Annotated in this window: 28 protein-coding genes and 7 pseudogenes; 23 read left to right on the top strand and 12 right to left on the bottom strand. The window is 53.9% G+C overall.

What is annotated here, in order from left to right; translation table 11 throughout:
- Positions 1–237 precede the first annotated feature (237 nt).
- The gene (locus JCM10550_RS24415; RefSeq protein WP_218185132.1) at positions 238–993 is read left to right on the top strand and encodes an NCS2 family permease; all 756 of its coding nucleotides are present in this window, start codon (positions 238–240) and stop codon (positions 991–993) included.
- Positions 933–1559: an NCS2 family permease gene (locus JCM10550_RS24410; protein ID WP_218185131.1), complete on the top strand. Its 627-nt coding sequence runs from the start codon at positions 933–935 to the stop codon at positions 1557–1559. The genes JCM10550_RS24415 and JCM10550_RS24410 overlap by 61 nt, the downstream gene beginning before the upstream one ends.
- Positions 1560–2129: 570 nt before the next feature.
- Here the strand turns inward: JCM10550_RS24410 and JCM10550_RS18190 are convergent.
- Positions 2130–2297, bottom strand: coding sequence for a hypothetical protein (locus JCM10550_RS18190; protein ID WP_157199943.1), 168 nt, complete (start codon positions 2295–2297; stop codon positions 2130–2132).
- Between JCM10550_RS18190 and JCM10550_RS05070 the strand changes: the two genes are divergently transcribed.
- The 14 genes from JCM10550_RS05070 to JCM10550_RS05025 all read left to right on the top strand — a co-directional run bounded on the left by JCM10550_RS05070 (position 2296) and on the right by JCM10550_RS05025 (position 10425).
- Positions 2296–3291, top strand: a complete 996-nt coding sequence (locus tag JCM10550_RS05070; RefSeq protein ID WP_062397443.1) for a PGF-pre-PGF domain-containing protein — start codon at positions 2296–2298, stop codon at positions 3289–3291. The two genes, JCM10550_RS18190 and JCM10550_RS05070, sit on opposite strands and share 2 nt — an antisense overlap.
- 42 nt (positions 3292–3333) lie before the next feature.
- Positions 3334–4416, top strand: coding sequence for an ABC transporter substrate-binding protein (locus JCM10550_RS05065; protein ID WP_172673772.1), 1083 nt, complete (start codon positions 3334–3336; stop codon positions 4414–4416).
- Positions 4416–5069, top strand: a complete 654-nt coding sequence (locus JCM10550_RS05060) for an ABC transporter substrate-binding protein (protein ID WP_062397438.1) — start codon at positions 4416–4418, stop codon at positions 5067–5069. The genes JCM10550_RS05065 and JCM10550_RS05060 overlap by 1 nt, the downstream gene beginning before the upstream one ends.
- 15 nt (positions 5070–5084) lie before the next feature.
- Positions 5085–5594: a P-loop NTPase gene (locus JCM10550_RS05055; protein ID WP_218185130.1), complete on the top strand. Its 510-nt coding sequence runs from the start codon at positions 5085–5087 to the stop codon at positions 5592–5594.
- Between the two features lie 29 nt (positions 5595–5623).
- Entirely contained in the window at positions 5624–5854 is a 231-nt protein-coding gene (locus JCM10550_RS20425) for a hypothetical protein (RefSeq protein WP_218185129.1), read from the top strand.
- Between the two features lies 1 nt (position 5855).
- Positions 5856–6035: a hypothetical protein gene (locus JCM10550_RS05050; RefSeq protein ID WP_062397436.1), complete on the top strand. Its 180-nt coding sequence runs from the start codon at positions 5856–5858 to the stop codon at positions 6033–6035.
- Between the two features lie 60 nt (positions 6036–6095).
- Positions 6096–6899, top strand: coding sequence for a methyltransferase (locus tag JCM10550_RS05045; protein ID WP_062397434.1), 804 nt, complete (start codon positions 6096–6098; stop codon positions 6897–6899).
- Positions 6896–7186 (top strand): hypothetical protein, encoded by a 291-nt coding sequence (locus JCM10550_RS22030; protein ID WP_245618759.1) that lies wholly within the window; start codon positions 6896–6898, stop codon positions 7184–7186. Before JCM10550_RS05045 ends, JCM10550_RS22030 begins: the two co-directional genes overlap by 4 nt.
- Before the next feature lie 16 nt (positions 7187–7202).
- Positions 7203–7553, top strand: coding sequence for a hypothetical protein (locus JCM10550_RS22025; protein WP_245618758.1), 351 nt, complete (start codon positions 7203–7205; stop codon positions 7551–7553).
- Positions 7544–7891: an ABC transporter permease gene (locus tag JCM10550_RS22020; RefSeq protein ID WP_245618757.1), complete on the top strand. Its 348-nt coding sequence runs from the start codon at positions 7544–7546 to the stop codon at positions 7889–7891. Before JCM10550_RS22025 ends, JCM10550_RS22020 begins: the two co-directional genes overlap by 10 nt.
- Before the next feature lie 242 nt (positions 7892–8133).
- Positions 8134–8730: an ABC transporter permease gene (locus JCM10550_RS05035; protein ID WP_245618756.1), complete on the top strand. Its 597-nt coding sequence runs from the start codon at positions 8134–8136 to the stop codon at positions 8728–8730.
- The gene (locus tag JCM10550_RS22015) at positions 8727–9227 is read left to right on the top strand and encodes an ATP-binding cassette domain-containing protein (protein WP_245618755.1); all 501 of its coding nucleotides are present in this window, start codon (positions 8727–8729) and stop codon (positions 9225–9227) included. Before JCM10550_RS05035 ends, JCM10550_RS22015 begins: the two co-directional genes overlap by 4 nt.
- Positions 9224–9691 (top strand): oligopeptide/dipeptide ABC transporter ATP-binding protein, encoded by a 468-nt coding sequence (locus JCM10550_RS22010; RefSeq protein WP_245618754.1) that lies wholly within the window; start codon positions 9224–9226, stop codon positions 9689–9691. Before JCM10550_RS22015 ends, JCM10550_RS22010 begins: the two co-directional genes overlap by 4 nt.
- Positions 9692–9759: 68 nt before the next feature.
- Complete coding sequence (locus JCM10550_RS05025) at positions 9760–10425, top strand: dipeptide/oligopeptide/nickel ABC transporter ATP-binding protein (protein ID WP_062397432.1); 666 nt, start codon at positions 9760–9762, stop codon at positions 10423–10425.
- A gap of 97 nt (positions 10426–10522) precedes the next feature.
- On the opposite strand, the gene JCM10550_RS05020 is transcribed toward JCM10550_RS05025, so the two are convergent.
- A complete protein-coding gene (locus tag JCM10550_RS05020; protein ID WP_062397431.1) occupies positions 10523–11203 on the bottom strand; it encodes a hypothetical protein in 681 nt (226 codons plus the stop codon).
- Positions 11204–11478: 275 nt separating this feature from the next.
- On the opposite strand from JCM10550_RS05020, the pseudogene JCM10550_RS05015 reads away from it, so the two are divergent.
- Positions 11479–12827 (top strand): annotated as a pseudogene (locus tag JCM10550_RS05015) (cobyrinate a,c-diamide synthase).
- A gap of 215 nt (positions 12828–13042) precedes the next feature.
- Here JCM10550_RS05015 and JCM10550_RS05005 read toward each other — a convergent pair.
- From JCM10550_RS05005 to JCM10550_RS04965, 10 genes and pseudogenes are all read right to left on the bottom strand, one after another.
- On the bottom strand, positions 13043–13267 hold the full coding sequence (locus tag JCM10550_RS05005; protein ID WP_157199942.1) for a hypothetical protein: 225 nt from the start codon (positions 13265–13267) through the stop codon (positions 13043–13045).
- A 23-nt stretch (positions 13268–13290) separates the two neighbouring features.
- A pseudogene (locus JCM10550_RS24405) lies at positions 13291–14894 on the bottom strand (cobaltochelatase subunit CobN).
- Between the two features lie 53 nt (positions 14895–14947).
- Positions 14948–15274: a cobaltochelatase subunit CobN gene (locus JCM10550_RS24400; protein WP_281175273.1), complete on the bottom strand. Its 327-nt coding sequence runs from the start codon at positions 15272–15274 to the stop codon at positions 14948–14950.
- Positions 15204–16111 (bottom strand): annotated as a pseudogene (locus JCM10550_RS24395) (cobaltochelatase subunit CobN). Before JCM10550_RS24395 ends, JCM10550_RS24400 begins: the two are co-directional and overlap by 71 nt.
- Positions 16112–16119: 8 nt before the next feature.
- Positions 16120–16653, bottom strand: a complete 534-nt coding sequence (locus JCM10550_RS24390) for a cobaltochelatase subunit CobN (RefSeq protein ID WP_062397420.1) — start codon at positions 16651–16653, stop codon at positions 16120–16122.
- Between the two features lie 16 nt (positions 16654–16669).
- Complete coding sequence (locus JCM10550_RS04980; RefSeq protein ID WP_157199940.1) at positions 16670–18109, bottom strand: hypothetical protein; 1440 nt, start codon at positions 18107–18109, stop codon at positions 16670–16672.
- 182 nt (positions 18110–18291) lie between these two features.
- Complete coding sequence (locus tag JCM10550_RS24385) at positions 18292–18396, bottom strand: DUF2149 domain-containing protein (RefSeq protein WP_281175263.1); 105 nt, start codon at positions 18394–18396, stop codon at positions 18292–18294.
- A gap of 16 nt (positions 18397–18412) precedes the next feature.
- Positions 18413–18577: a DUF2149 domain-containing protein gene (locus JCM10550_RS24380; RefSeq protein WP_281175262.1), complete on the bottom strand. Its 165-nt coding sequence runs from the start codon at positions 18575–18577 to the stop codon at positions 18413–18415.
- A gap of 58 nt (positions 18578–18635) precedes the next feature.
- Positions 18636–19001: a MotA/TolQ/ExbB proton channel family protein gene (locus tag JCM10550_RS22000; RefSeq protein WP_245618753.1), complete on the bottom strand. Its 366-nt coding sequence runs from the start codon at positions 18999–19001 to the stop codon at positions 18636–18638.
- Positions 19002–19208: 207 nt separating this feature from the next.
- A complete protein-coding gene (locus tag JCM10550_RS04965; RefSeq protein ID WP_062397416.1) occupies positions 19209–19982 on the bottom strand; it encodes a DUF2162 domain-containing protein in 774 nt (257 codons plus the stop codon).
- A gap of 210 nt (positions 19983–20192) precedes the next feature.
- Between JCM10550_RS04965 and cbiT the strand changes: the two are divergent.
- The 6 genes and pseudogenes from cbiT to JCM10550_RS04935 all read left to right on the top strand — a co-directional run bounded on the left by cbiT (position 20193) and on the right by JCM10550_RS04935 (position 24359).
- A pseudogene (gene cbiT, locus JCM10550_RS04960) lies at positions 20193–20722 on the top strand (precorrin-6Y C5,15-methyltransferase (decarboxylating) subunit CbiT).
- Positions 20723–21336: pseudogene (locus JCM10550_RS04955) on the top strand (cobalt-factor II C(20)-methyltransferase).
- 7 nt (positions 21337–21343) lie between these two features.
- Positions 21344–22076, top strand: a pseudogene (locus JCM10550_RS04950) (SAM-dependent methyltransferase).
- Between the two features lie 141 nt (positions 22077–22217).
- On the top strand, positions 22218–22964 hold the full coding sequence (locus tag JCM10550_RS04945; protein ID WP_245618752.1) for a cobalamin biosynthesis protein: 747 nt from the start codon (positions 22218–22220) through the stop codon (positions 22962–22964).
- Positions 22948–23740 (top strand): annotated as a pseudogene (gene cobJ, locus JCM10550_RS04940) (precorrin-3B C(17)-methyltransferase). The gene JCM10550_RS04945 and the pseudogene cobJ overlap by 17 nt, the downstream one beginning before the upstream one ends.
- Entirely contained in the window at positions 23718–24359 is a 642-nt protein-coding gene (locus JCM10550_RS04935; RefSeq protein ID WP_062397414.1) for a precorrin-8X methylmutase, read from the top strand. Before cobJ ends, JCM10550_RS04935 begins: the two are co-directional and overlap by 23 nt.
- The last annotated feature ends 3 nt before the right edge of the window (positions 24360–24362 follow it).

Below are 24362 nucleotides of genomic sequence, written 5' to 3'. Positions count from 1 at the left end.
CCCCCACGGATACCTCCCCCACCGGACTGCGGGCCTGCAGCCTGAGGAGATGGATTCCCACTCTGGGCCGATGGTTTCCTTTTTTGACCAAGAAAAATCTCCCGAATGCGTATTATTTTGCCTGATGACAGGAATGGTTTCGCTTGCGAAAAGATCAAGAAAAATTGCGTTTAGTCAACAAGATCGGAATAGTTATCCCCCTGATTCAGACAGACACTCAGGAAACAGGAGACTGACATGGGCATAGCAGAATATTTCCGATTTGATCACTACGGCACCAATTTCCGCACCGAAGTGCTGGCCGGGGGGGCCGCGACGTTTATGACGATGGCATACATCATCGTCGTCAACCCTGCAATCCTCCAGGCCGCGGGCATGCCCTATGGCCCTGCGATGGTCGCGACCATTCTTTCAGCGGTGTTCGGGTCTGCACTCATGGGCCTCTATGCCAACCGCCCGTTTGCAGTGGCACCCTATATGGGAACAAACACCTTCGTCGCCTATACCGTAGTGGGAGTGCTCGGCTACTCCTGGCAGACCGCACTGGGCGCGGTCTTTCTTTCCGGTGTCCTCCTCTTTCTTCTGACCATCACCGGGGGCCGCACCATCCTTGCCCATGCCGTGCCAAAGAACCTGAAATACAGTTTTGTGGTGGGCGTCGGGCTGTTCATCTGTTTCATCGGGCTTACCACATCGGGTATTGTCGTTGCCGGGGGGGAGGGAGGCAGCCTCCTGCAGGCAGGAAACCTCACGTCCCCCCCGGTCGTTCTTCTCGCTCTCTGTGGTTTCCTTCTGACCTGTCTTCTCATGGTACGCAATGTGCGGGGGGCTGTCCTGATAGGGATTCTTGCCACCGCCGCAGCCGCATTTTTCACCGGGATTGCACCGCTACCGGATGCCATCGTCTCGCTCCCCCCCCAAATCCCACACCGGTGCTCCTGCAGCTGGACATTGCGGGCGCCCTCTCATGGGGCATGGTCTCGGTGCTGTTGACGATGTTTACGATGGATCTCTTCTTTACGATGAGCGGGGCCCTTGGCATCGCAACCCAGGCGAAACTGACCGATGGTAACGGCGATCTGCCGGAGATTGAAAAGACCTTTGCCGCAGATTCGCTTGCCACCATCGCAGGCGCCCTCTTCGGGACGACAACCGCGGGCGTATTCCTGGAATCCGGTGCGGGGACTGCTGCCGGAGGGCGCACCGGTCTGGTGGCGCTGACCGTGGCTGTGCTCTTCTCACTCGGCCTCTTCTTCTCTCCGCTCTTTGCCGCCATCCCCCCCACCGCTGCAACCGGGCCCGCACTCATCGTCGTCGGGATGCTTATGCTAAGTCCCCCCCTTGCAAAGATTGACTATCAGGACTACACCGAACTCATTCCCGCATTCGCCGTCATCGTGATGATGATCTTTACCGGAAATCTGGGTGTCGGTCTCTGTGCGGGATTTGTGCTCTTCCCTGTCTTTAAGGCGGTGACCGGACAGGCAAAAGCGGTGCATCCCGCAGGCTGGGCACTGTTCATTCTCTGCCTGCTCTTTTTTGTGTTCTATCCCTACTGATTTTTTCCGGGATCGGCTCTTTTTCGGCCCGGAAACATCCCATCATCGGATTAGGCAACAGTTAAATAACCCCCCCAAAAATGGGCCAACACCTCAAAAAACCAACCCACACAGAAGCCCGGAGCGGCCCTTTCTCAACCGAAGACACCCCCCCATACATCCTTTCAAAATGCCGACCAATAGCGACCCCCCCACATTAATCTGCAATAAATCGTTATTTTAGCAAATAACAGGCATTAAACCCACATTTTTCCGACAATAAAAATGATCAGAAAATACGTCCATTCTGCCCCCCCCGATTCACCGGAACAGAGGGTCATCCCCCCCACATCCCCCCCCACGACCATCTGTTTTCACAATATGACTGGTTGGAAAAATTACCTTTGTAGCACACAGACTTCTTGTCTGGCCTCATCATTTTCGGTTGTTTTTCATGAGATATACTGAGGGAATCTCAATATGGAGCTAAATGAAGAGAAGCGCAACAAATATTGGTATAATCGGAATATATTTCCATTCATACTTTTAAACAGGAAAGTATGTTAAAATGTATAAAAAATCCACATCATTTCACACATGATGGGGGTTTTTAAGTATACTTGCTATTTCAATTGTCTTAATTTCAGGAATAATCATATTTCCTGCGAGTGCGGATAATTTCAGTATTATCCGGGATGTTTCGGAAACCCATGCCATTGCAGGGAATGAGATCGAAGTAGTCCTCTCTTTTTCAGGCATGGAAGCCGGGGGGGGAATCGTTGAAACCATTCCCCAGGGATGGAGCTTTGCCGGAACCGATTACCCTGACGACCAATATCTGGTCGACGGGGGGGAGAATATCACCTTCTCCGTGCTGAGAGACTCCGAGATTGTCTACTGTGTGAATGCAGGCCAAAAGGGAGGGACATTTTCCGGAATATGGGAGGACGTTCTTAACCGCACCAAGGGAACCATCCCGGATACCCTGGTGTATGTTGGTGGATCAGATAACGGTGGATCGAATGACGGCGGAGATGATGATCATACTGATTTAGCAATGATGTCTCAGGAATCTGGTGCATCGACCACCAGCACGAGTCTTTTCTTTTCACTCAATGCATCAGACAGCCGGTCTTTTACCCGGAGCGACAGAACCGTGACCGGAATCTCTCTCTCAGGGAACGGCACCCTTGCAGACGTTAATATCAGTGTTGTTCAGGCCAATCCACCTTCCAGCATCCCTACCCCCCCTGCAGGGATTGTTTACACATACCTTGACATTACGTGCTCTGGTGCTGACAGGGAGAATGTTACCGGAGCTGAAGTCAACTTTGGCGTGCCTTCATCCTGGATGGATAACAACCGGATAGATCCTTCATCGGTTGTATTGATGCGCTACAACACCTCCTGGACCAGTCTCCCCACAGACCAGTGCGGCATGAACGGGAGTGTGTGCACGTATACTGCCGATACTCCCGGTTTTTCGACGTTTGTGATCACCGGCAAAGCACCTGTCGAAGAGGCGACCCCCCCGTCAGTCACCATCTCCAGAGAGACAGAGTCAAAAGTATCGGTTACCGTGGCAACACCGGATAATCAGCCAAGACCGGGTTTAAACACCGAAATGCCGAATGAAACGGCATCCGGGAATGGGTCAATACTGGTAGTTCTCATCGCTGGTGTCGTCTGCGGTATCGGAGGATATCTGCGCCATACCCCGCGGGAAAACCATGACGAAAAAAATAAGGAGTGAATGAACATGAAAAATAGGTTTATTTCAATTATATCCTGGGTATTGCTTGTCAGTGTAATCTTCGCCCCCCCTGTTGTTTCGGCAGCAGGTATTCCCGGTGATCTGGATGGGGATGATGTTGTATCGGATGATGAGCTGACAGATGCGATCATTCCCTACATGGAGGTGAAATACCTCGGTTCAGAGAGTGACTGTCTTGATCTGGGCGAACTCTCTCTTGCAGCCCATAACTGCATGCATATTCCCTATGGGACAGTCATCATCCCGGTCTCATCGCCGGGCAACCTGTTGCAGGGCAATATCCTCAACAAGGGTGGTGCGCCCACCGCCTCCCTAATGTATGAAGGTCTGATCACACGCAACAGCTACGATGGCGTGTATGACAACTGGCTGGCAGAAGACTGGGATGTCTCAGCCGATGCCACTGTCTGGACATTTACCCTGCCGGAAGACGCCACCTGGCACGATGGTGTGCCCGTCACTTCAGAGGATGTACAGTTCACTCATGACTACATCAAGTCCAATGGGTTATGGATATCATCCGTGCTCCGGTCTGTTGACCATGTCGAATGTCCTGACGAGCATACGGTGGAATATCATCTGAAAGAGCCCTACCTGATGTTTAAGGACGCGATCTCCCACTGTCCGGGTGTCTGTGTCATCCCGAAGCATATCTGGCAGAATGTGGCCGACCCCCCCAACCATTGGCAGGATCCGGATTTAATCGGATGCGGGCCATTCGCCTACGAGAACCGGGTATCTGACCAGTCACTCCTCATGGAGGCCAATCAGGACTATCATGGCAATGTCCCCCCCTATGTGGACAAAGTGGTGCTGACCGTTATCAAGAATATGGATTCAAAGATCCTCGCCCTGAAGTCAGGAGAGGTTGATGTGGTCGGCGATCTTACGGCTGCCACTGCAGAATCCCTGTCCGGTCGGGAGAATATTGCCGTCTACTCCATTCCGGATACCAGAGGTATCGAGCTCAGTTACAATACCCAGACCTACCCGGCAAACATCACCGGATTCAGACAGGCAATGCGTCATGCCGTCGACCGGGATACCATCGTCAGCCTTGTCTTCGGGGGGGCTACGCCTCACCCGCAGAGACCACGTTCCTAATGCCAAGTGTGGCTCATGGCTATGTCAATCCGGATATTCAGCCCTATGATTATGACATGGAAAAGGCCGCCACAATGCTGCGTGCGGCCGGTTTCGATGATATCGACAACGATGACATTCTCGAAGGGCCGGACGGAACTGACCTCCACCTCACTCTGCTTCTCTGGAGTTCCGGGTATAATGCAAAGATCGCCGAGGTGCTGAAAAATGACTGGAAGAACCTCGGTATCAATCTGGAAATCAAACAGATCGATCCGAACCAGTGGCAAAAAGAGGTGCATAACTACCCGATGTTCTTCTCTGGCATGCCCTATCTGATGCACGACGACCCAGAGGATCTCACCCACTTTGGTTCAAATGAGTTCTTCGGAAAGCCAAATTGGTACGATTATAGTAATCCTCAATACGACCAGTTAATCTCAGAGCTGCGGTCTACCGCAGATGACGATGAACGCCGGGATACAGGTTATCGGATGCAGGAGATCCTTGCTGAAGATGTCCCATGTGTCCCGATATGCAGCATCGACTCGATTGTCGCATATCGTTCGGACCGGTTTACCGGATGGGAATCGGTGAATCCGATGTACTGGAACGTTGTGGACATCAAACAGCTTTCAAATATCAAGCCGGTCTCGCCGGTCAGCGAAGAATAATACAGGAGACATAACATGAAAACCATAATTTGTGGAAAGGGAGGGAGCGGGAAGAGCACCATCACCGCTCTCCTTGCAAAGACAATGACCGCACGCGGACACAGCGTGCTGGTGATCGACACTGATGAATCAAACCAGGGACTCCACCGTCAGCTTGGACTGGAGGCACCGGACGACTTCATGGAATATATCGGAGGAAAACAGGCCTTTGTCCAGCAGATGATGGAGAAGATGCCGAAAGGTGAACCCCTCTCCCTCTTTGAGGATGACTGGAGCCTTGCTGATGTGCCTGAGCAGTATCTTTCAAAACAGGATGGCCTTGGCCTGATTGCCATCGGCAAGATACACACATTCGGCGAAGGGTGCGCCTGCCCGCTGGGAGCGCTCTCGAAAAACCTCATCAGCCGTATCACGACACGGATGCCGATTATATATTTATCGACACCGAAGCCGGAATCGAACACTTTGGTCGCGGTATTGAAGAGGGATGTGACCAGATCATGCGGTCGTCGAGCCTTCATATGAATCAGTATTGCTCTGCTCACAGATTGGTGATGGGAGAGAACATCAACAAACCCGTCCATTTCATCCTGAACAAAGTAGACAACGAGAATGAAACCATTCTCTCTGATGCATTCGCCTCATCCCCCCCTGTTGTCGGACGTATCCACAGGAATACTGATGTCGCCGCCGCCTGTCTTGCAGGCAGCGAGATGAAGACTGATCTACAGGAGATCAGCGAGATCGCAGACTTCATTGAACAGACCAACGGGGGGGGAAACTGAGATGACAAAACGACTGGCAACACACGAACCCCCTATTGAAGACTGCAGCAGTTTTCTTCGGGACATCTGCACTGGATTCGAGACCAGCCAGATATTTATGACGGCCCACGAGATGGGGGGGTCTTCAATCAGCTTGCAGAAGAACAGACCGCAGATACGGTCGCAGAAGCACTCTCCATGATTCCCTGGGTGACGGCAAAACTCCTTGACGTCCTTGCGGCAATGGATCTTCTCGATAAGCATGGGGGATGCGTATGTCGTAAAACCCACGCTCAAACCCTTCCTTGTCGAGGGGGAGCCCTATTATGCCCGTTACCTTACCTTTACCCGGGAATCAAGAGATCAATGGATGGATCTGCCAAACCTTCTGAAAAACGGGTCGGGAAAGAAGACCGGGACACACAAACATGACTACGACCGTGCAAGCATTGAGTGGATCGCCCGTGGCTGTCTGCTTGGCAGACTCCAGTCCACCCTACAGACGGTCTGTGCACTGCCGGAGTTTCCAGCCGCCAGACACCTGATCGATTTCGGCGGCGGACATGGCCTCTTCGGAATCGGGATGGCGCAGGAAAATCCGGATCTTGAAGTGAAGATTTTTGATCAGCCGGGAATCACCGAAGTGACCGAAGATTTCATCCGGGACTATGGTATAGAGGATCGGGTAACGACAATCACCGGCGACTATCTGACGGATGATCCGGGAACCGGCTATGACATTGCCTTTGAAGCCTGTTCATTCGGAGGCAACCCCGAAGAAGCCATAAAATTTTATAAAAAAGTTTTCGGATGTTTGAATGAGGGAGGTCTCTTTGTTACCCAGACCTTTACCCTGGATGACGACAGGACACAGCCACTCTCATCTCTGATATGGGATCTGAAGGAGTCCCTCACCGGGGACGGACACATGAACATGAAGACAAATGCCGAGCTCTTCACACTCTTTGAAGAAGCCGGACTCAGGGGGGGAGAACAGGTGATTACCATACCGGGCCTGTCGATGCCGATGCGTATCGTCACCGCCCGAAAACCGGTAAAATCATGAAAAAAATCACCAACCTTTACTTTTTTAAGCGAATTGGTTACTGTTTTCTCGTCTTTCTGGCGAGTGCGACCATCACCTTTGGGGGGGTGATCCACCTGATGCCGGGTGACTACATCCAGTCTCTCATGCCCTACCTATCAGATCTCGATCCGGAGTTATCTGAGACGTTCAGACACAGTTTTGGTCTTGACCGGTCTCTTTTTGATCAGTATGTCCTGTATATCACCAACATTATGCAGGGAAACTGGGGGGGTTATTCCTTCCAGTACTCCACCCCCGGTCTTTGATATCATTGCCGAGAAATTGGTCTGGACACTGGTAATTCTTCTTCCTGCAACAGTCATCTCCGCTCTTGTGGGTATTGCTATCGGTGCATACTCCGGCTGGAAAAACGGCTCAAAGACTGATATCTCTCTCCTCAACGGGATGGTCTTTATCGGTGCCATCCCCTCATACTGGTGGGCGATCATGGCGATTCTGATCTTCAGTTATTCTCTGGGACTGTTTCCTCTGGGAGGGTTTGTGAGTCTTGATGCCCTCTTTACGGGAATCAGCCCGGTTGATGTTCTCCATCATGCCCTTTTGCCCATCATTGTCCTAACCCTCTCCTCGGTGCCGGCACCTACTATTTCATGCGAAACTCGATGCTCATGACCCTCGGGGGGGAGGGCTACATCCTGACAGCACGGGCAAAGGGTGTGCGGGAGAAGGATATCCTGAAGCACCATGCCCTGAAAAATGCGATGCTGCCCATGATCACCCTTGTAAGCCTCCAGTGTGCTGCTATGATCACCGGAAGTATCTTCATTGAGACGATCTTCTCCTGGCCGGGACTGGGCCTCTTGACCTTTGATGCACTCGCAGCACGGGATCTTCCCCTTCTGGAAGGTATCTTCCTGATGGATACTTTGGTGGTGATCGTTGCGAATCTTGTGGCAGATCTGCTCTACAGTGTTGCAGATCCGCGTGTTCGGGTGGGATCAGATGGATAGAAAAATCTATTTTCACACAGGAATGGCGATCATTCTCACGGCACTACTGGCTGCGCTTTTTGCACCGGTTATTGCCCCCCCTATGCCCCCCCTGACGCGTTCAGTGGTCTTCCCTTCATGGAGCCTTCTGCCGATCACCTGCTCGGCACCAATGATATGGGTCAGGATATCTTCTCACGACTGCTCTATGGCACCCGTGCGACGCTCGTTATCGGATTTTTGGGGGGGGCCTGATAGCTGTCATGACCGGGACGGCAATTGGCATGGTCGCCGGTTACTATGGCGGAAAGACTGATGAGGTGATCTCACGGCTGGTGGATATTGTCATGACCATCCCAACTTTTCCCCCCCTCCTGCTCGTTCTCTCCATTCTCATTATGCCGGGGATATATATGATCAGTTTCCTGATGGGTGCGATTGGAGGGACACATTCCGCCAGGGTGATCCGGGCCCAGGTTCTGTCACTGTCCGAGACCAGTCATATTCTGGGATCCCGTGCGCTTGGGTTGTCAGATACGTACATCATGCTTCGTCATATCATCCCCCCCAATGTTCTGCCCCTCATCACCGTCAAATTTGTATTCTCTGCACAGGGTTTCATGCTGATGGGAGTGGGTCTTGGTTTTCTGGGTATCGGCGATGCGGCGGTTATTGACTGGGGACAGATGATCAACCGTGCCTATGCGAGCGGTGCCTTTGCCCTTGGTCTCTGGTGGTGGATCATCCCTCCCGGTCTTGCGGTGACGGTGCTCTCAGTCGGTCTTGCCATGATCGGGTTCGGCCTTGAAGACCGGCTGAACCCACGGCTCAGGCAGAGAAATCCCGAGGTGTCGGCATGACAAAGACTGGTGCAGGCGTTCTGCACATACGCAATCTTTCGGTCTCGTTTCAGAGCGGCCATGAACTGGTACGGGCGGTGAATACCGTGAATCTCACCGTGAAACCCGGTGAGATTCTGGGGGGGTTGATCGGAGAGACAGGGTGCGGAAAGACAGTTCTGGGAATGGCGATTCTGCGTCTTCTGCATCCTGATACCCTGATCTCCGGTGAGATTGTCTATAACGGCACCAATCTTCTTGCGCTCGGCGAAGAGGAGATGCGGCAGATCCGGGGGGGAGGGGGGGGAATCGGGATGGTACTCCAGAATTCGGTGACCTCTCTCAACCCGGTCGTTACCATTGGCAGGCAGATTGCAGAGTCGGTTGAACTCCACCAGGGATGTACCGGAGATGCGGCACGTTCTGAGGCAGTCCGTCTGCTAAAAGAGGTGGGAATCAGTGATCCTGAAACGGGGGGGTATGACGCATATCCGCATGAATTCAGCGGGGGGGCATGAATGAACGGGTCATGATAGCGATGGCCCTTGCCGGGAACCCCTCGTTTCTTATCGCAGACGAACCCACCACCGGCCTTGATACCCCGGTGAAAAACCGGATTGTCTCGCTCCTGCAGGATATCGGCCGGAAACGGTCTATGCTCTTCATCACTCACGATCTCGCGGCCGCTGCCCGAATCTGTGATCGTATTGCGGTTATGTACTGCGGGGAAATTGTTGAGTGCGGCAGCACCGCAGATCTGCTCTCCGGGCCGCTTCACCCTTACACCCGTGGGCTGATTGGCTCGCTTCCGCAGAGAGGTTTCTCGCCGATTTCGGGAATGAGTCCGTCTCTCATCAACGCTCCGCCCGGATGCCGGTTTTCTCCACGGTGCGACAGGTGCCATGAATGCTGCAGGGAGCACCATCCTCCCTTGCAGGAAATCAGCAACGGACGATATGTCAGGTGTTTGTTCCATGATTGAGATTTCTGACCTGAGTAAGACATACCAGAAAGGGCTCTTTGCATCAGACACAGCAATGGCGGTTCGGGATGTATCCATTTCAATACACCGGGGGCGAGTGTCTCGGTGTGATTGGAGAGAGCGGGTCCGGCAAGACGACGCTGGGAAAATTGCTCCTCCGGCTCATTGAAGCAGATTCAGGCACGGTCTGCTTTGAAGGCGTTGATATTTTCCGTCTGCGCCGGAGAAAACTGCGGACGCTTCGCCCGAAGATGCAGATGATCTTCCAGGACCCGACCGGCTCCCTGAACCCGTGTATGACGGTACGTGCATGCCTGGACGAGGCACTCAGGCAGGGAGGCGTTTCTGACAGAACAGAACGGGAGAAAGAACAACTGGCTCTCCTTGAAAAGGTCGGTCTGAACGCTGACTATCTGTGCCGATATCCCCATGAACTAAGCGGTGGACAGACACAACGCGTTGTGCTTGCCCGTGTGCTTGCCGTCAGTCCATCGTTTATCGTGGCAGACGAGCCGACTTCGGCCCTTGATGTCTCGGTACAGGCAGAGGTTCTTCATGTAATGAAACATCTCCAGCAGGAGTATGGCCTCACCTTTCTGTTCATCTCCCACGACCTTGATGTGATCCGGTATATGTGCGACCGTGTGGCGGTCATTACGGACGCAGTCTTGTTGAAATCGGTGAGACCGAATCGGTCTTCTGCCGCCCGCAGCACCCGTTCACGCAGTCGTTGATCTCTGAGAACGATGCGTTCAACAGGGCCCTGTATGAATGATAGACAGGGGAAAACCATAATTTACCGAAAATGTATGACACACCCGGATCGTTAACTCAGGTGTAGAACACAGTGTTTGATCCTGCACTCCCTGACCTGATACCGATCGTTCCTGCCTTTCCAGTCAAACTTTTTTTCTCAGTGCCGTCACCACACCATGGCACTTGCACGCAGTCCCAATCCATGCAGTATCCGCTTCCCCCCCGACATCCTCCATGGCTGCAAAGAGATCCAAACCCCGGATATACCCCGAGGCCGGGCCCACACTGACGGCTTTGAATAATGACCGTCCGGTGAATACCCGATCCTGGCACAACTCCTGCGGAAAGAGAGTTTCGGAATAGTGACCAGAGGGGGGGCTGGTTCCGCTGTTCACCGGTGACAGGACAGACGGAAGGTTCCGGGCAATTAGGGTTGCAAAGCTGATCCGGGTTGAGCGAACCGTAGATGTCTGCACCATTTCTGCCGACAACGAATCGTTCCGGGATGCATGCGGCAATCGCATCGGCCCCCCCTGCCGGTTCCGGTTCAAATCCGCTAAGTTCAGAGATGAGACCCGCAGAGACATGCACCGGCACGGTGGGGGGGAACACTTTCTCCGGCCTGCATGCGGCAACAACCTGTGCTGCTTCTGCGATGCCGCCCGGAATGAAATATGATTTCTGCTGCCGTTCTCCCGGGTCAGTGATCTGTTCAACAGTAACAACAGGCAGCCCGTATTTTTTTGGACGTGACACAACGAGTCCGTGTCGATGACGATGACCGGCCCGTCTGTGTTTTGTATGTGTGCAAAGGCACGTTCTCCATAGGTGCCTCCGCCGATGATCAGATCCAATGTATATTTCCTTCCTACAGTCTGTCTCTTCCGAACGTTGTTAAGATATCTGAAACGAATGCGTGATATTTACCGTGGCTTCCCTTTCAGGCGAATGAAAACCAACGCACCACCCGTCAACAAAAAAGGGGGGGAAAGATAAAAGAACATAATCATTCAGGACAATACCTGAATCAGATGATTCCCGCCATTATAATCGCAGGCACCCACAGTGGATGCGGCAAGACCACCATCGCAGGTGCACTGATGTCCGCTCTGGTGAAACGGGGGGGGCTGACCGTCCAGCCGTTCAAGGTGGGCCCGGACTTTATTGACCCCCCCACCCACCACACCGCCATCTGCAAACGGCCGTCGCGAAACCTTGATCCCTATATGATGGGGGAGAAAGGTGTCATTGACACATTCCGGCAGGCATCCGATGGCGCGGATATTGCCGTGATTGAAGGGTCATGGGTCTTTTTGACGGTCTCGAAGGGGGAAGACACCGGCAGCACCGGCCATGTCGCAAAGATCCTCGGCTGCCCGGTCATTCTGGTCGTTGATGCAAAAGGCACTTCACGCAGTGTCAATGCGCAGGTGTTGGGCTTTGCCACATTTGATCCGAATGTAAAAATCGGAGGAGTCATCTTCAACCGGGTCGGGAGCAGACGACATGCAGAGATGATCCAACAGTCTCTCATGGCACCGGCATTCGGCTACATTCCCTGGGAAAAGAACAAAAGCATCGAAAGCAGACACCTCGGACTCCGGATGGCAGATGAAACCAGTGCAATTGCAGAATTCCGGGATATCCTGGAGGAGAACTGTGACGTCGATCGGATCATCGACATCGCAGAGAGCACGGTTGCTGTCCGGGCCGATGAGACCGAAGGGAAAGGTCAGACGGATCGGGTCAGAATCGGGGGGGTTGCATATGATCAGGCCTTCAACTTCTATTACGCGGATAATTTTGACCGGTTACGAAGACAGGGTGCCGAACTGGTCTTCTTCAGTCCCCTCACCGACCACCTGCCCGAGGTGGATGCCCTCTACTTCGGCGGCGGATATCCCGAACTCCACTGCACCGAACTGGAACAATCACCCTGCAGGAATGAGGTCAAAAAAGCTGCGGACAGGGGGGGCATGCCCGTCTATGCAGAGTGCGGCGGCCTCATCTATCTCACCGATAGTATCGGGATGGACGGAAAAAAGGCAAGGATGTGCGGCGTCATACCGGCGGAGACCGTGAAGATGGATCGGTTTCAGGCACTGGGATACGTTGATGCGGAGTGCACCGCTGCAGACGCCTGTTTTCCCGGGGGGGCACAGTCTACCGCGGGCATGAATTCCACTATACCAAAGTGCACGTCGCCCCGGACGTGCAGTATGCCCTCGAATTAACACGGGGGGGTCGGGGGGGCATTGAAGATGGCAAAGACGGCATCTACCTGCAGAACGTCCTCGCGGGATACACCCACGCATACTTCACCGACACCAGTGCATCAGGACTAGTGAATACCATACTGTCGGTAAAAAAGCAGCCCTGAAATTTATATGGGCGAACGGGGGGGCCCAATCCTGTTTTTCTTTCCTCCGTCCAAGACAGAGATTTTCAGACACCATGAAATACTACGGAATAGTTTCCTCCCGGTGAAAGATCGATACAAAAAAGAGGGGGGCAAACAGGCATCCGTGCCCGGTTGCCTCTGCTCTCCTGCAATGACATCCGGTCACTGACAGAGAGCAGGGATTGTCTGTCTGATTATGTCTTCTTCCACCGGATACCCACGAAGATGGCACTGATAATAATGCCCACGATGAGAATCGGGACAAGGGGGGTGCTGGTAGGCCCCCCCGTTTCTCCGGTCTCATGGGTGACCTGCGACATCACCTGTCCGGAGACGCCAACATCGGGTGGTGCAACCTGCGGAGCGGCGGGTTCCTGTAAATTTTCGCCATAGCCCCCCGGTGACCGTCGTGTTGGCAACGGATTCTGCACCGGTCTGTGGGTCATCCTGCTGCATTGCTGCATCTCCCGCGTCCTTCAGTCGGTTTTTCTTTTATAATCTCTGCCGACGGGTCATCATTGCTCCCGGAGTCATCCGTCTCCATTCCGTCAATGATGCTCTGCGTATAATCGGAGAGGGCGATATTGCCACAGGTGTGGTGACAGCAGGTCACCCCGTTTGCCTGAACAGACTGCTGGTATTCCGTCGCGAGAGTCTCCAGTGCCTCCTGGTCTGCATCCCAGTAGCCTTTGCGGGCGGTCTCCAGCATCCGTCCGGTCATGGACTGATAGGCATAGGGATTCTCGGCGAAGAACTCTTTGAGACCGAGATCGTGCTCGTCTTTGATATAGACATCATAGACCCGATCCCATATATCGCTCGTGATGATCTCAGGGTTTGTCACCGTCCATCCCCAGAGGTTCTCCAGGAATTTCTTGTCCATGTAGCGTGCTCCGGCATAGCCGTGTTCCATCATCCCCAAAATCCACTTCGGATTAAAGTAGCGTGCCTCCAGTTCTTTCAGGATATAGTCTTTGAGAGTGACGGTCTGCGGCACACCGACGGTACGGAGATCGGTGATGAACATATCCGGTTCGACACCCGATATCGATTTGATCACCATGGAAAGGGCACCGAAGTACTGGAAACAATCATCGTTGTCAACCAGCCCGTAGAGATTCGAACTCCTGCTGTGAACGGCGACATCCACCTCTCCCAGATTGTCCCGGAAGAGTAACTTGTTTGGTTCGCCCCCCCACGATTCACCATCGTAGACATACCCCCCCAGTTTGCTGAGATAGAGATCCACGAGTTTTTCGGGATCATCCCAGGTATCACTGGAATCAATCGCACCGGAAAGACCGGTGCCATAGGCACCGGGGGGGGCAGCGGAGAAAATCCGGGACATGGAAAGGCGCCGTGCCGTCTGCTCATCAAATCCTCTGCTGATCAGTTTGGCATACAACGCATCGCTGTTCTCTTTTACATAGTTCGGATACAAGTCCCCTTCAGCCTGTGCGGCAAGGCGGACGGCATCGTCGAGCAGTTCAATCTTGTCTGAGAAGGTGTCCCGGTAGAGACCGGATGCGATAAAGACCACATCGATTCTGGGCCGTCCGAGTTCATCTGACGGGATGAGTTCCACGCCCTTGATCTTCCCCCCCTTTTCCAGACGGGTTTAACTCCAAGCAGAGAGAGTGCTTCAGACTCGGTAATACCCTCATGCCGCATCGATTCACAGGCCCAGAGTACAAAGGCCGCTTTGTCAGGATAGGTGCCGTGTGCTGCCTGGTACTGCTCTAGCATGCTGTCTGCCATCTGTGAACCAACGTTCCATGCCTCCTCTGTCGGCATCAGTCGTGAATCAAAGGAGTGGAAATTGTTGCCGGTGGGCAGACTCTCCGGACTTCGGATGGGATCGCCGCCCGTTTTTGGCGGAGTGTAGCCACCGCCGAGTGCGTTGATCACAGCAGTAGTCTCAACGGAGCACGCCTCGATATCTGCGGCGTAGCCGACTGCCGTGTTCAGGCCTGCCGTCACCGCAGCGGAGGAATCTCCGAGAACAGCATTCTGTGCCGTTGCAGGAGCGGTTCCGTTGATAATCACTTCGGCAATCAGGGCCTCAATGAGTGTGCTGTTCCCGTGTGCTGCGGATATGCTCAGGGGGGGTCAGGGCAGATAGAACCGACATCCTTCTCAAACGCCTCGCCGAGCATCGCCCGGACAAGGGATACACGGTCATCCCCCCCTTCGGGAGGTTCTCCAAGAATGTGCAGTCCGTAGGGGATGAACTCGTCACCGAGTTCGTGCAGATATTGGTGCAGGTCACCGTTGATGAATGCAGCAAATTCGTTTTCGGACATCTGTTCAACGTCTTCGGGGGAGCGTTCGAGGATGGTGCTGATCTTCATCTTCTCATAGAGCTGCGTGATACTGTTCCGGTATTCTTCTTTCAGGGTGTCGTTGGTGATACCATATTTGTGAATCTTTTCGTGCAGGGTGGAATAATCTCCGTAGAGCCCTGCGGCAACGATGGGCGGGGGTGAGATGGTCAATGATGACAGCATTTCCCCCCCGTCTCTTGGCCTGCGTTCCCTCGCCGAGTCCGTCCATGATATACGGATAGATGTTGGGACAGTCGCCGATGAGGAGCGGGGGCCAGTCGTCTGTTGCGGAGAGACCCCCCCGTTCCTTTCCGGGGAGCCACTCCTGTGTGCCGTGTCTGCCAAAGTGTACAATGGCATCCGCCCCGAACTGATTTTGCAGCCAGAGGTAGAAGGCGATGTACTGGTGGTGGGGCGGGAGCTCTTTATCGTGGTAGAGTATCTTTTCATCCTGCAGCCACCCCCGGGTCGGTTGCGGGGGGGTAAGGATCACGTTCCCGAAGGAGATGGTGGGGGGGATTACCAGATAGTCCTCTCCGCCGGTGTGGTAGACCATGATCTCTCCGGGCGGTTCACCCCATTTCGCGATCACTTCTTCCTGTTTGTCCAGGGGGGGGAGCTCGTGGAACCATGCGGCATACTGTGCGGCAGGGAGCAGGACGACATCCCCGTCTTCGACCATGCGGTCGAGCTCTCCGGGAGCCCATGTACCCACATTTCTTCCCTGGAGGAGCATCAGGTCAAGGAGTTCGTCTTCTGTCGGCACCTCGCCGTTGACGGCATAGCTTCGTCCTTCATTGCATCCAGCAGGTTGGTCAGACTCGGCACGATGTCAAGGTAGCTGGCACCGAGGTTGTTTTTGCCGCCGCCGTGGTTATAGTAGACGACGGCAATATGTTTCCCGGAATTTGCGTTATTTCTGAGATCTGAGAGTGCAATGACTCTCTCTACCAGCCAGTGGATCTGCTCTGCGACAGGGTGATGGGGCGAAAACCGATATCTTCTGTCCGGGGGGGATCTACGCCTCTGCCCGCTGTCCAGATGAATTCAGTCTGGCCGTCCAGTTCCGGCATTCCTATTGAGTAGCCGACCTTTGAAGCGGTGATGCCATCAGTGCAGTTCACCCATTCTTCCGGTGTTTTGGAATAGTCCACCAGGGCGTTGATGATAGGAATGTTGTAGGTTTTAAGCTCCTCAATGCCTCTCTCGGGATTACTGCCAGAGCCGTAGAATCTAAAGCACCGGGTATTGACAATGGCATCAACGACGGGAACTCCGTTTTTGACAAAGAAGCGATCAATCACATGTGGGTTTTTGTAATTGAGGAAGGCGGGAATGATGTTTGCGCCCTGTGCCTCGAATTCCCGCATGATCGCATGGTCACCCTTGAGATCGCCGGATTTGTAGTGGCTGCCGTAGAAGACGATACCAATCGTTGGTTTCGCTGGGTCGTAGGTGCTGTTTGTGCTGTACCATGCCATATAGTCGTCCAGATTTTCAAACAGCTCTTCGGAGTCGGGATGATAGATGCACTCCGAGGGGGGTCTGAACAGGAGTTTCAATGAGGATGTCAGCACCGCAGATGGCAGCACTGATATAGTTTATCAGTCTGCGTGCATTCTCCGGGCCACTGTTCTGCCAGTATTCTTCAACAACCGCATGGGGGGGAGCCATGTCAACCGTGCCGAGATACTCATATGTCCCGGCATGGATAACAGCAACCGGAACACCTGCGGCAGTCGCATTGTTCACTGCAGGTTCGATGATATCAATGCCCGCACCGAACATCTCCATGAAGACCAGGTCGTACCCCGTAAGGTTGAGATTCTCCGGCAGGTGCTTGGATGAATAGACCGTGACGTTTGCGGGGGGGCATTTCTCCCCCCCTGCCTCAAGATACATCGGGACATAACTTTCGCCGCCGATGATCATCACAATCGAGAGGGGGGGTGCCCCCCCTTCTGCCTGCTGCAACAGAGACCTGGTTTCATTTCCGAAATAGAGGTAATCCATGTAGCGGAGCATCTCCAGGATATTTTCATCGCCGCCTTCGTCCCACAACTGCGTAATTGTCTGATCTGCGGGAGTACCTATGGTGGCATTGACCGGCAGTCCGCAGACCACAAGGGTGGTGTTCTCAGTGGCGGCCGCATCAATCTGTTCGAGGGTCTCGTTTTTGACGGATGCAGCAAATATCAGTTCATCCGCACTGAAATCATGCAATCCGGATTCCGTCTCATTACAGAGCGTGATCTGCAGACTGGTCATGCCGGTTGCATTTACAATCGAACCCTGCCTCTCCAAATCGTTGGTGACAATGGTAACAAGGTGTGCGCTCAGGCATTCTGCGATGACGGGAGGGTCTACCGACGTGGTGTTCTCAAAGTAGAGGCTATCCATGTAGACAAACATATTGCAGAAGTTCTCGGTTCCGCCATTCGTCCAGTATGCTGCGATGGTCGCATCTGCCGGTGTTCCGACAGCCACACTATCAGGAAGGTCATAGACCACGACCGGCACGTCCGTGTTCATCGTCACGCGAATTTGCTCTGCGGTTGCTTTGTCCACGGATGCAGCGAAGATGAGATGTTCCGAAGAAAAGTTGTATGTGAACGCTTCGGTCTCATTCAGAAGGGTTACCGCCAGTGGCGCACCCGGAATGGCGTATTTCAGTCCGGTTATATTGCAGGTCTCACCTGCGATGATTGCCAGTCTGTGACGTTCAGCAACAGATGCTGCTGGTGCGGCCGTCATTTCCGGTGTCGTTTCCGGGGGGGTAACCGTTGGCGTAATCTCCGACGTTTCTTCTGCGGTGACGTTCTCCGGCATATCTGCCGGTAGTGTTTCATTTAATGCCGTCACGTTCATTCCCGAATCATTCATGTCCCCCGCTGCTGCCGGTGCAGCAATCAGGAAAACCATGATGAAGAGGCACACAGCCACTCCTGTCGGGGGGGTCGTTCATTCATACTCATACTATGCCTCAAAGTCCGGGGTGTTTGCACTGCCTGCCGGACTGTAACATATTTTTTTGTTTTAAAGTAACTTAAATTGATCAATCCAGAGCTGACCGTACATCACCATTCCGGGCTGAAGCAATATTCCTGATGCAAAAAAGGTTATGAATGTGTTTCGTTATCAGGCACATAAATGACCTGCCCGGTCTCCAGACGATAGGCAGTGCCCATTTTGGTGCCCTGTCCGCCCGAGACCTGATCTGTCATATTCAGCACCGTGATTTTATTCTGGTCTTTGACGATGATCTCCATATCGGGTGTGCCGGGGGTTCTTCACCAAAGTGACGGTGGACTGATCGTCGAGCATCTCGGGAATATTAAACGAGAGCACCAGGGCAACGAGAAGGGCGACGGCAAAGACCATGGCAACATCAAAGAGGTTGGCCATGCCCCCCCAAGGGGGTCGTCATCCTCTTCGGTCTCAAGATAACGTCTCTGTCTCTTTTTCATTCAAGGCCCTCCACGATATACTCCATGTCAGAGAAGTCCTGATGATACCAGCCACGCCGGATCAGCATGATGGCATAGGCAACTCCGCCCACCAGCAGTCCGAGTACGGTGGTGCTGAAGGCCACGACCAGGTTGGAGACGAGGGTCTGGATATTTCCCGCGGAGAGTCCCATCAGTGCGGGACCGAGCGGAATGAGTGTTCCCATAAGGCCGAGCATCGGAGCAGTCCGGGTGAGGATCTTCAGGTGCTGCAGCTCTTTTCCAATGATGAGTTCATAGTCCTGGAGCAGCTTTTCTGCTTCGAGCGAAAACCGGGCGTCCCCGAAGAAGGCACTGATATCCGTGACAAACTTCCTGACCATAGGGTTGAGGGGGGGATGGTGGCAAAAGCCTCCCGGGCACCGGCAGAGTTCTTTGCGTTGATCTCTGTGTACGCTCGTTTGCCTGCCTCCCGGATCTGACTGATATCCCGTATTCTTCCGGAATATTCCGATATGACCTGGCCGATCATGACAAGCGCCCAGATGACAAGAGCGATCAACAGCAGGATGGCCGGATAAAGCAGTGCCTCAGAGAAGAGGAACAGGACTTCCATCACAGATGATGCGACTTCCATTATTGCCTCCCCCCCCGGACGATGCACGCTGCATCCTGCTGATCACAAACCCGACGCAGATGGGTATGCAGAGAATGAGAAGGCCAATCCCGGTATCCGGCGGAGATGCGATGATGATCTTCCCCCCCTGAAGCTGCTGTGCTTCAATGTATGCCGGGATGACAAGCGGGCAGAGCAGGTAGAAGAGACCGAGCATGATCATCGCACCTCCCAGACGGGACGGATTTTTCCATCCGCCCCCCCGGGCAGATGCCCATGATATACCAAGAGCTGATACCACAATACCGAAAGCGAGAATGAGGGAGACGATGAAACTGACGATAATGCCGGAAATGCCGGTGGAATCGGTCAGGACGATGCATGCAAGGAAGGTCGCGGTCATGCATGCCGGACACGGAGCGGATACCCAGAGGAAAGTGTGGCGTGATATGTCTTTTTTTCCCGACAGCCAGTTCTTTCGTGTCTGTATGCCGAAATAGACCAGTCCCACAGCAATAATGAGGTGCATGCCCAGACCGGCACCCAGAACCATGTCGGTCACCTCCGGGGGGGAGATGAGCGCTGCAATCAGTCCGACAAGGAAGGCAACAATGCCGTATCCGGCGGCAAATCCAATCATTTCCCTTTTGTTCAGTCCTGAAAGGCCACATCCGAGGCCGGATTTCATCGCCAGAACGGCAATCCCAATGAGAGTACCACTTGTGAGGATGATGGATAAATTCTGCATTAATTGTGTTATAACAAAATAACTTTATTAAACTATCAATTTCGTTGCAGCAGAACAACGCATCCAGATTTCATCAACCGGCATAACAGATGCATCTGCTCTCTGTTTTCTTTCCCTTCCTCTTTCTTTCATTGCATGCTGCCTGAGCTTCTGCTTCGCCCGCGGATATGCAACACTTTATTTTAATTAAAACAAATAATGCATGCATTAATGGGACTCAAAGGCGGACCGACCCAGGACGAAGTGATGGCAGTATCTCTCTTCAAACTCAGGATAAACGAGGGAGATGTGATGGCTGACATCGGATGCGGCACTGGAAAGATATCCATTCAGGCGTCTGAGCGATGCAGCCGCGTATATGCAATCGACAGACGTGCTGAAGCAGTTGAATACGCAAAAAAGGCGATTGAAACGGCAGAAAAAAACAATATCACCCTGATTCACGGCGAGGCAGGCAACGTGCTGGATGACATCGATGAGCTGAACTGCGCCTTTGTCGGGGGGGTTCGGGTAACATCGAGACCGTGCTGGAAAAGCTCGCAGAGATTGTCCGGGGAAGAATTGTGGTAAACGCCGTTCTCCTGGATACCGTCTCACGGACGGTCAGAACAATGAAAGAACTGGGCATATTCGTTGAGGCCCTCCACATACAGGTCTCACGCTCCCATGAACTGGTGGGCGACATCATGTTTCAGCCCATCAATCCCGTATACATCATCGTCGGAGAGGTGAAACAGTAGATGCTGGTCGCCGTTGGCATTGGCCCCCCCGGAGACCCGGAACTTCTGACCGTAAAGGCAGTGAAACTGATCGAAGCAGCGGATCAGGTATTTGTGCCCGGAAACGTGGCAAAGGATATCATCGCACCCTACCGGAAAGACCCGGTGGTGCTCTCCTTTCCCATGACTGCGGATGAAGATCATATCACCCGGTGCATTGAGAAGAACGCTGCCATCATCGCTCCTGGTGCAAAAGAAGGTCTTGCCGTCTTCTGTATCCTCGGAGACCCGAATTTTTACGGTACCTTCGGCCGACTCTGTGAAGTACTGGACAGGAAATATCCGGAAATTGCGTATACCGCTGTCCCCCCCGGCGTCAGTTCCATCACCGCCTTTGCCTCCGCTGCGGGTATCACCCTCAATGGCGGTATCGAAATTACCGACGGGTCTGAGCAGACCGCAACCATCCGTCTGAAGGTGAGACGTCCAGAGAGACGGCCGATGAACTGAAAAAATCAGGATATCAGCGGTTCATTCTCGCCGAGAAGATGTATATGGACGGTCAGAAGATCTATCAGACAGATGAACTCCCGGAAGAGAGTCCCTATTTCAGTATTCTTTATGCAGGGAAGTGAGAAAAAGATGTCAACGATATACATTGTCGGGGGGGCCGGATGCGGCGATCCCGGTCTTATCACCGTAAAAGGAAAGGAAATACTGGACCGGGCCGATGTCCTCATCTATGCCGGGTCTCTCGTGAACCCGGAGCTTGTAGATGCCTGCCCTGCCACGGAAAAATATGACAGCTGGGGGGGGATGAAGCTTGCCGATATGACGGATATTATGATTGCGGCGGCACAGAGCGGAAAAACGGTCGTCCGTCTCCACTCCGGGGGGGACCCGCACTCTACGGCGCCATCATCGAGCAGGTGGATATCCTGCACACCGCAGACATTGACGTCGAACGCGTTCCCGGCGTCTCATCGTTCTTCGGGGGGGCGGCCGCGTCCCTTGGCATCCAGTATACTCTCAAAGGGGGGGTGTCCGAATCGGTCGTCATCACCCGGCCCGCCGGAAAGACACTGGACGAGGACAAGATCGCGGAACTCTCGGCCCTCGGAGAGACGATGGTGATCTTTCTCGGCACCGAACAGCTGGAGCAGATCATGGCAAAGGTGCACTACCCCCCCCGGAGACACCTGCCGCAGTCATCTACCACGCGACCTGGCCTGACGAGAAGACCGTACGCGGAACCGTTGCCGATATCGCACAGAAGGCACGGGCCGCAGGCATTGAGAAGACCGCACTCATCATCATCGGTGACGTGGTGAACCCCGACGGGCCGTCCTATACCCATTCCCACCTCTACGGATGACAGACACAGTCATAATATCCCTGGAAACTACGGCGGCCCGGGCACAGGAACTGGCAGACGGGATAGATGCCGACTTAGTCGTATACTCAAAAGGGGGCATTTGGCAGGGCGTTTGAATGCTACAACACGATCATCGCGGTCATGTCCACAGGGATTGCAATCCGGTCTGCCACCCCCCCTCACCTGCACGACAAATGGACTGACCCGTGTCTGGTGGTCGTCAGTCCCGACTTTCGGTATGCCATCCCTGTTCTCGGTGGACACCACGGCGGGAACGCAATGGCAAAACGTCTGGAAGAGTTCGGGCTGCACCCGGTTATTACCACCGCCACCGAGACACGGCATCTGCCTTCGGTGGAGTCAACCGCAGCAGAACGGGGACTTGAGATCATCAACAAAGACTCGACACGAACGGTCAACGCGGGCATCCTTGACGGGAAGGTCGCGATACATCTGATTGCATCCTCGGCCATTGCCATCGCATCACCCGGAGTCTCGGTGCTGCTGAAGAAAGGCGAGTATATTGTCGGCATCGGCTGCAGGAGAGGAACCAAAAAAGAAGAAATTCTCCATGCCCTTGCATCGGCATGTGCCGATGCCGGTATTGCCAGAGAGTATGTGCTGGCATACGCCACGGCTGAGATCAAGAAGGATGAAGCCGGGCTGATACAGGCAGTCAGGGAGCTGAACGGGGAACCTGATCGTGGTGGACGATGCGTTCATCAGGGCAGAACATCCCCCCCTTCGCCGTCACGGGCTCTCGATAAACTGGGGGGGCTGCCGGGGGGGGTCGCAGAACCTGCGGCGCTTGCCCTCTCGAAAAGGAAAGAAATCATCATGAAAAAACAAGCATACGGAGGGGGGGTGACCGTTGCCATCATCCGATAACAACGGAAAACTCTTCATCGTGGGCATCGGCCCCGGAAAAAAGGAACAGCTGACCGGACGGGCAAAAGAGGTTATCCGGGAATCGGATATCATCATCGGCAATGACTTTTACCTCCGGCTGATTGAAGACCTGCTGGAGGGCAAAGAAATCATCCGCAGCTCCATGGGCAAAGAGGTCGAACGGGCCCGGCGGTGTGTGGAGCTTGCCAAAGAAAAGACCGTCTGCATGGTCAGCGGCGGCGATCCGGGCGTATACGGTATGGCAAGCATCGTGCTGGAAGTGCTGGAGCATGACAATTCCTGCATCGACTATGAAGTCGTACCCGGTGTGACGGCGGCAACCGCAGCAGCCTCACTTGTTGGTTCCCCCCCCTTTCCGGGGGGGACTATGTCACCATCTCACTCTCGGATCTCCTGACCCCGGGGGGGGAAATTATCGAGAAACGGCTTGCTCTCGCCTTTCAGATGGGGGGGGTGCCGGTCGCAATCTACAACCCGAAGAGCAGGGCCGCCCGGATAATCTTGCACAGGCCATCGTCATTGCACTGCAGTACAAAAATGAAGACGTGCCGGTGACCGTTGTGAAGAATGCATTCCGGGACGAACAGGAAGTTCGGTTCTTTACCCTGAAGACGCTCTTTGCGGATGACAGCTTTGTCGATATGCGGTCCATCGTAATTATCGGCGGAGACGAATCACGCATGGGGGGGACGGCCTGCGGAAAAGAGCAGATGATCACACCGAGGGGGGGCTATGACCAAAAATACGTATATTGATCCGGGAGCGGACACCACTGAGGGCTACAAAATTTCTTCCACGAGCAGGGGGGGCCTTGCCCGTGCGGTGGTCGGAAACGATACGCCCGAGGACAGAATCCGCCAGCGATGCGCCATCGCGGTCGGGGATTTTGTTATGGCTGACCTCATGGCCTTCACCAACAATCCCGTAGACGCAGGGCTCTGGGCCCTTTCGGCAGGAGCACCCGTCATCACGGATATCAGGATGGTGCAGACGGGTATCCGGAAAAAAGAGCACCATTCCGATGTGCTCTGTGCGCTGGATTATGGTGCGGACATTTCCGAAAAAGAGGGAATCACCCGGACATCGGCGGGTTTTATCGCATTGCAGGATCAGCTTGAGAATGCGATCGTCGTCATCGGCAATGCCCCCCCGTCGGCCCTGATCTCGGTCTGTGAAATGATCGACAAAGGAATGATGCCCGCGCTCGTCATCGGCACTCCGGTCGGGTTTGTCAATGCAAAGGAATCAAAGGAGCTGCTCCGTACAAAGAATGTCCCATCCATCTCCAACATTGGGACACGCGGAGGGACACCCCCCCCTGCAGTAGCGTCCTTAAACGAAATAATCACGATGCACCTTGAAGACCGGCGATAAGAC

Origin of the sequence: Methanogenium cariaci JCM 10550, assembly GCF_001315945.1 — an archaeon.
Lineage (GTDB): Archaea > Halobacteriota > Methanomicrobia > Methanomicrobiales > Methanomicrobiaceae > Methanogenium > Methanogenium cariaci.
This window is presented reverse-complemented; position numbering and strand designations above follow the sequence as displayed.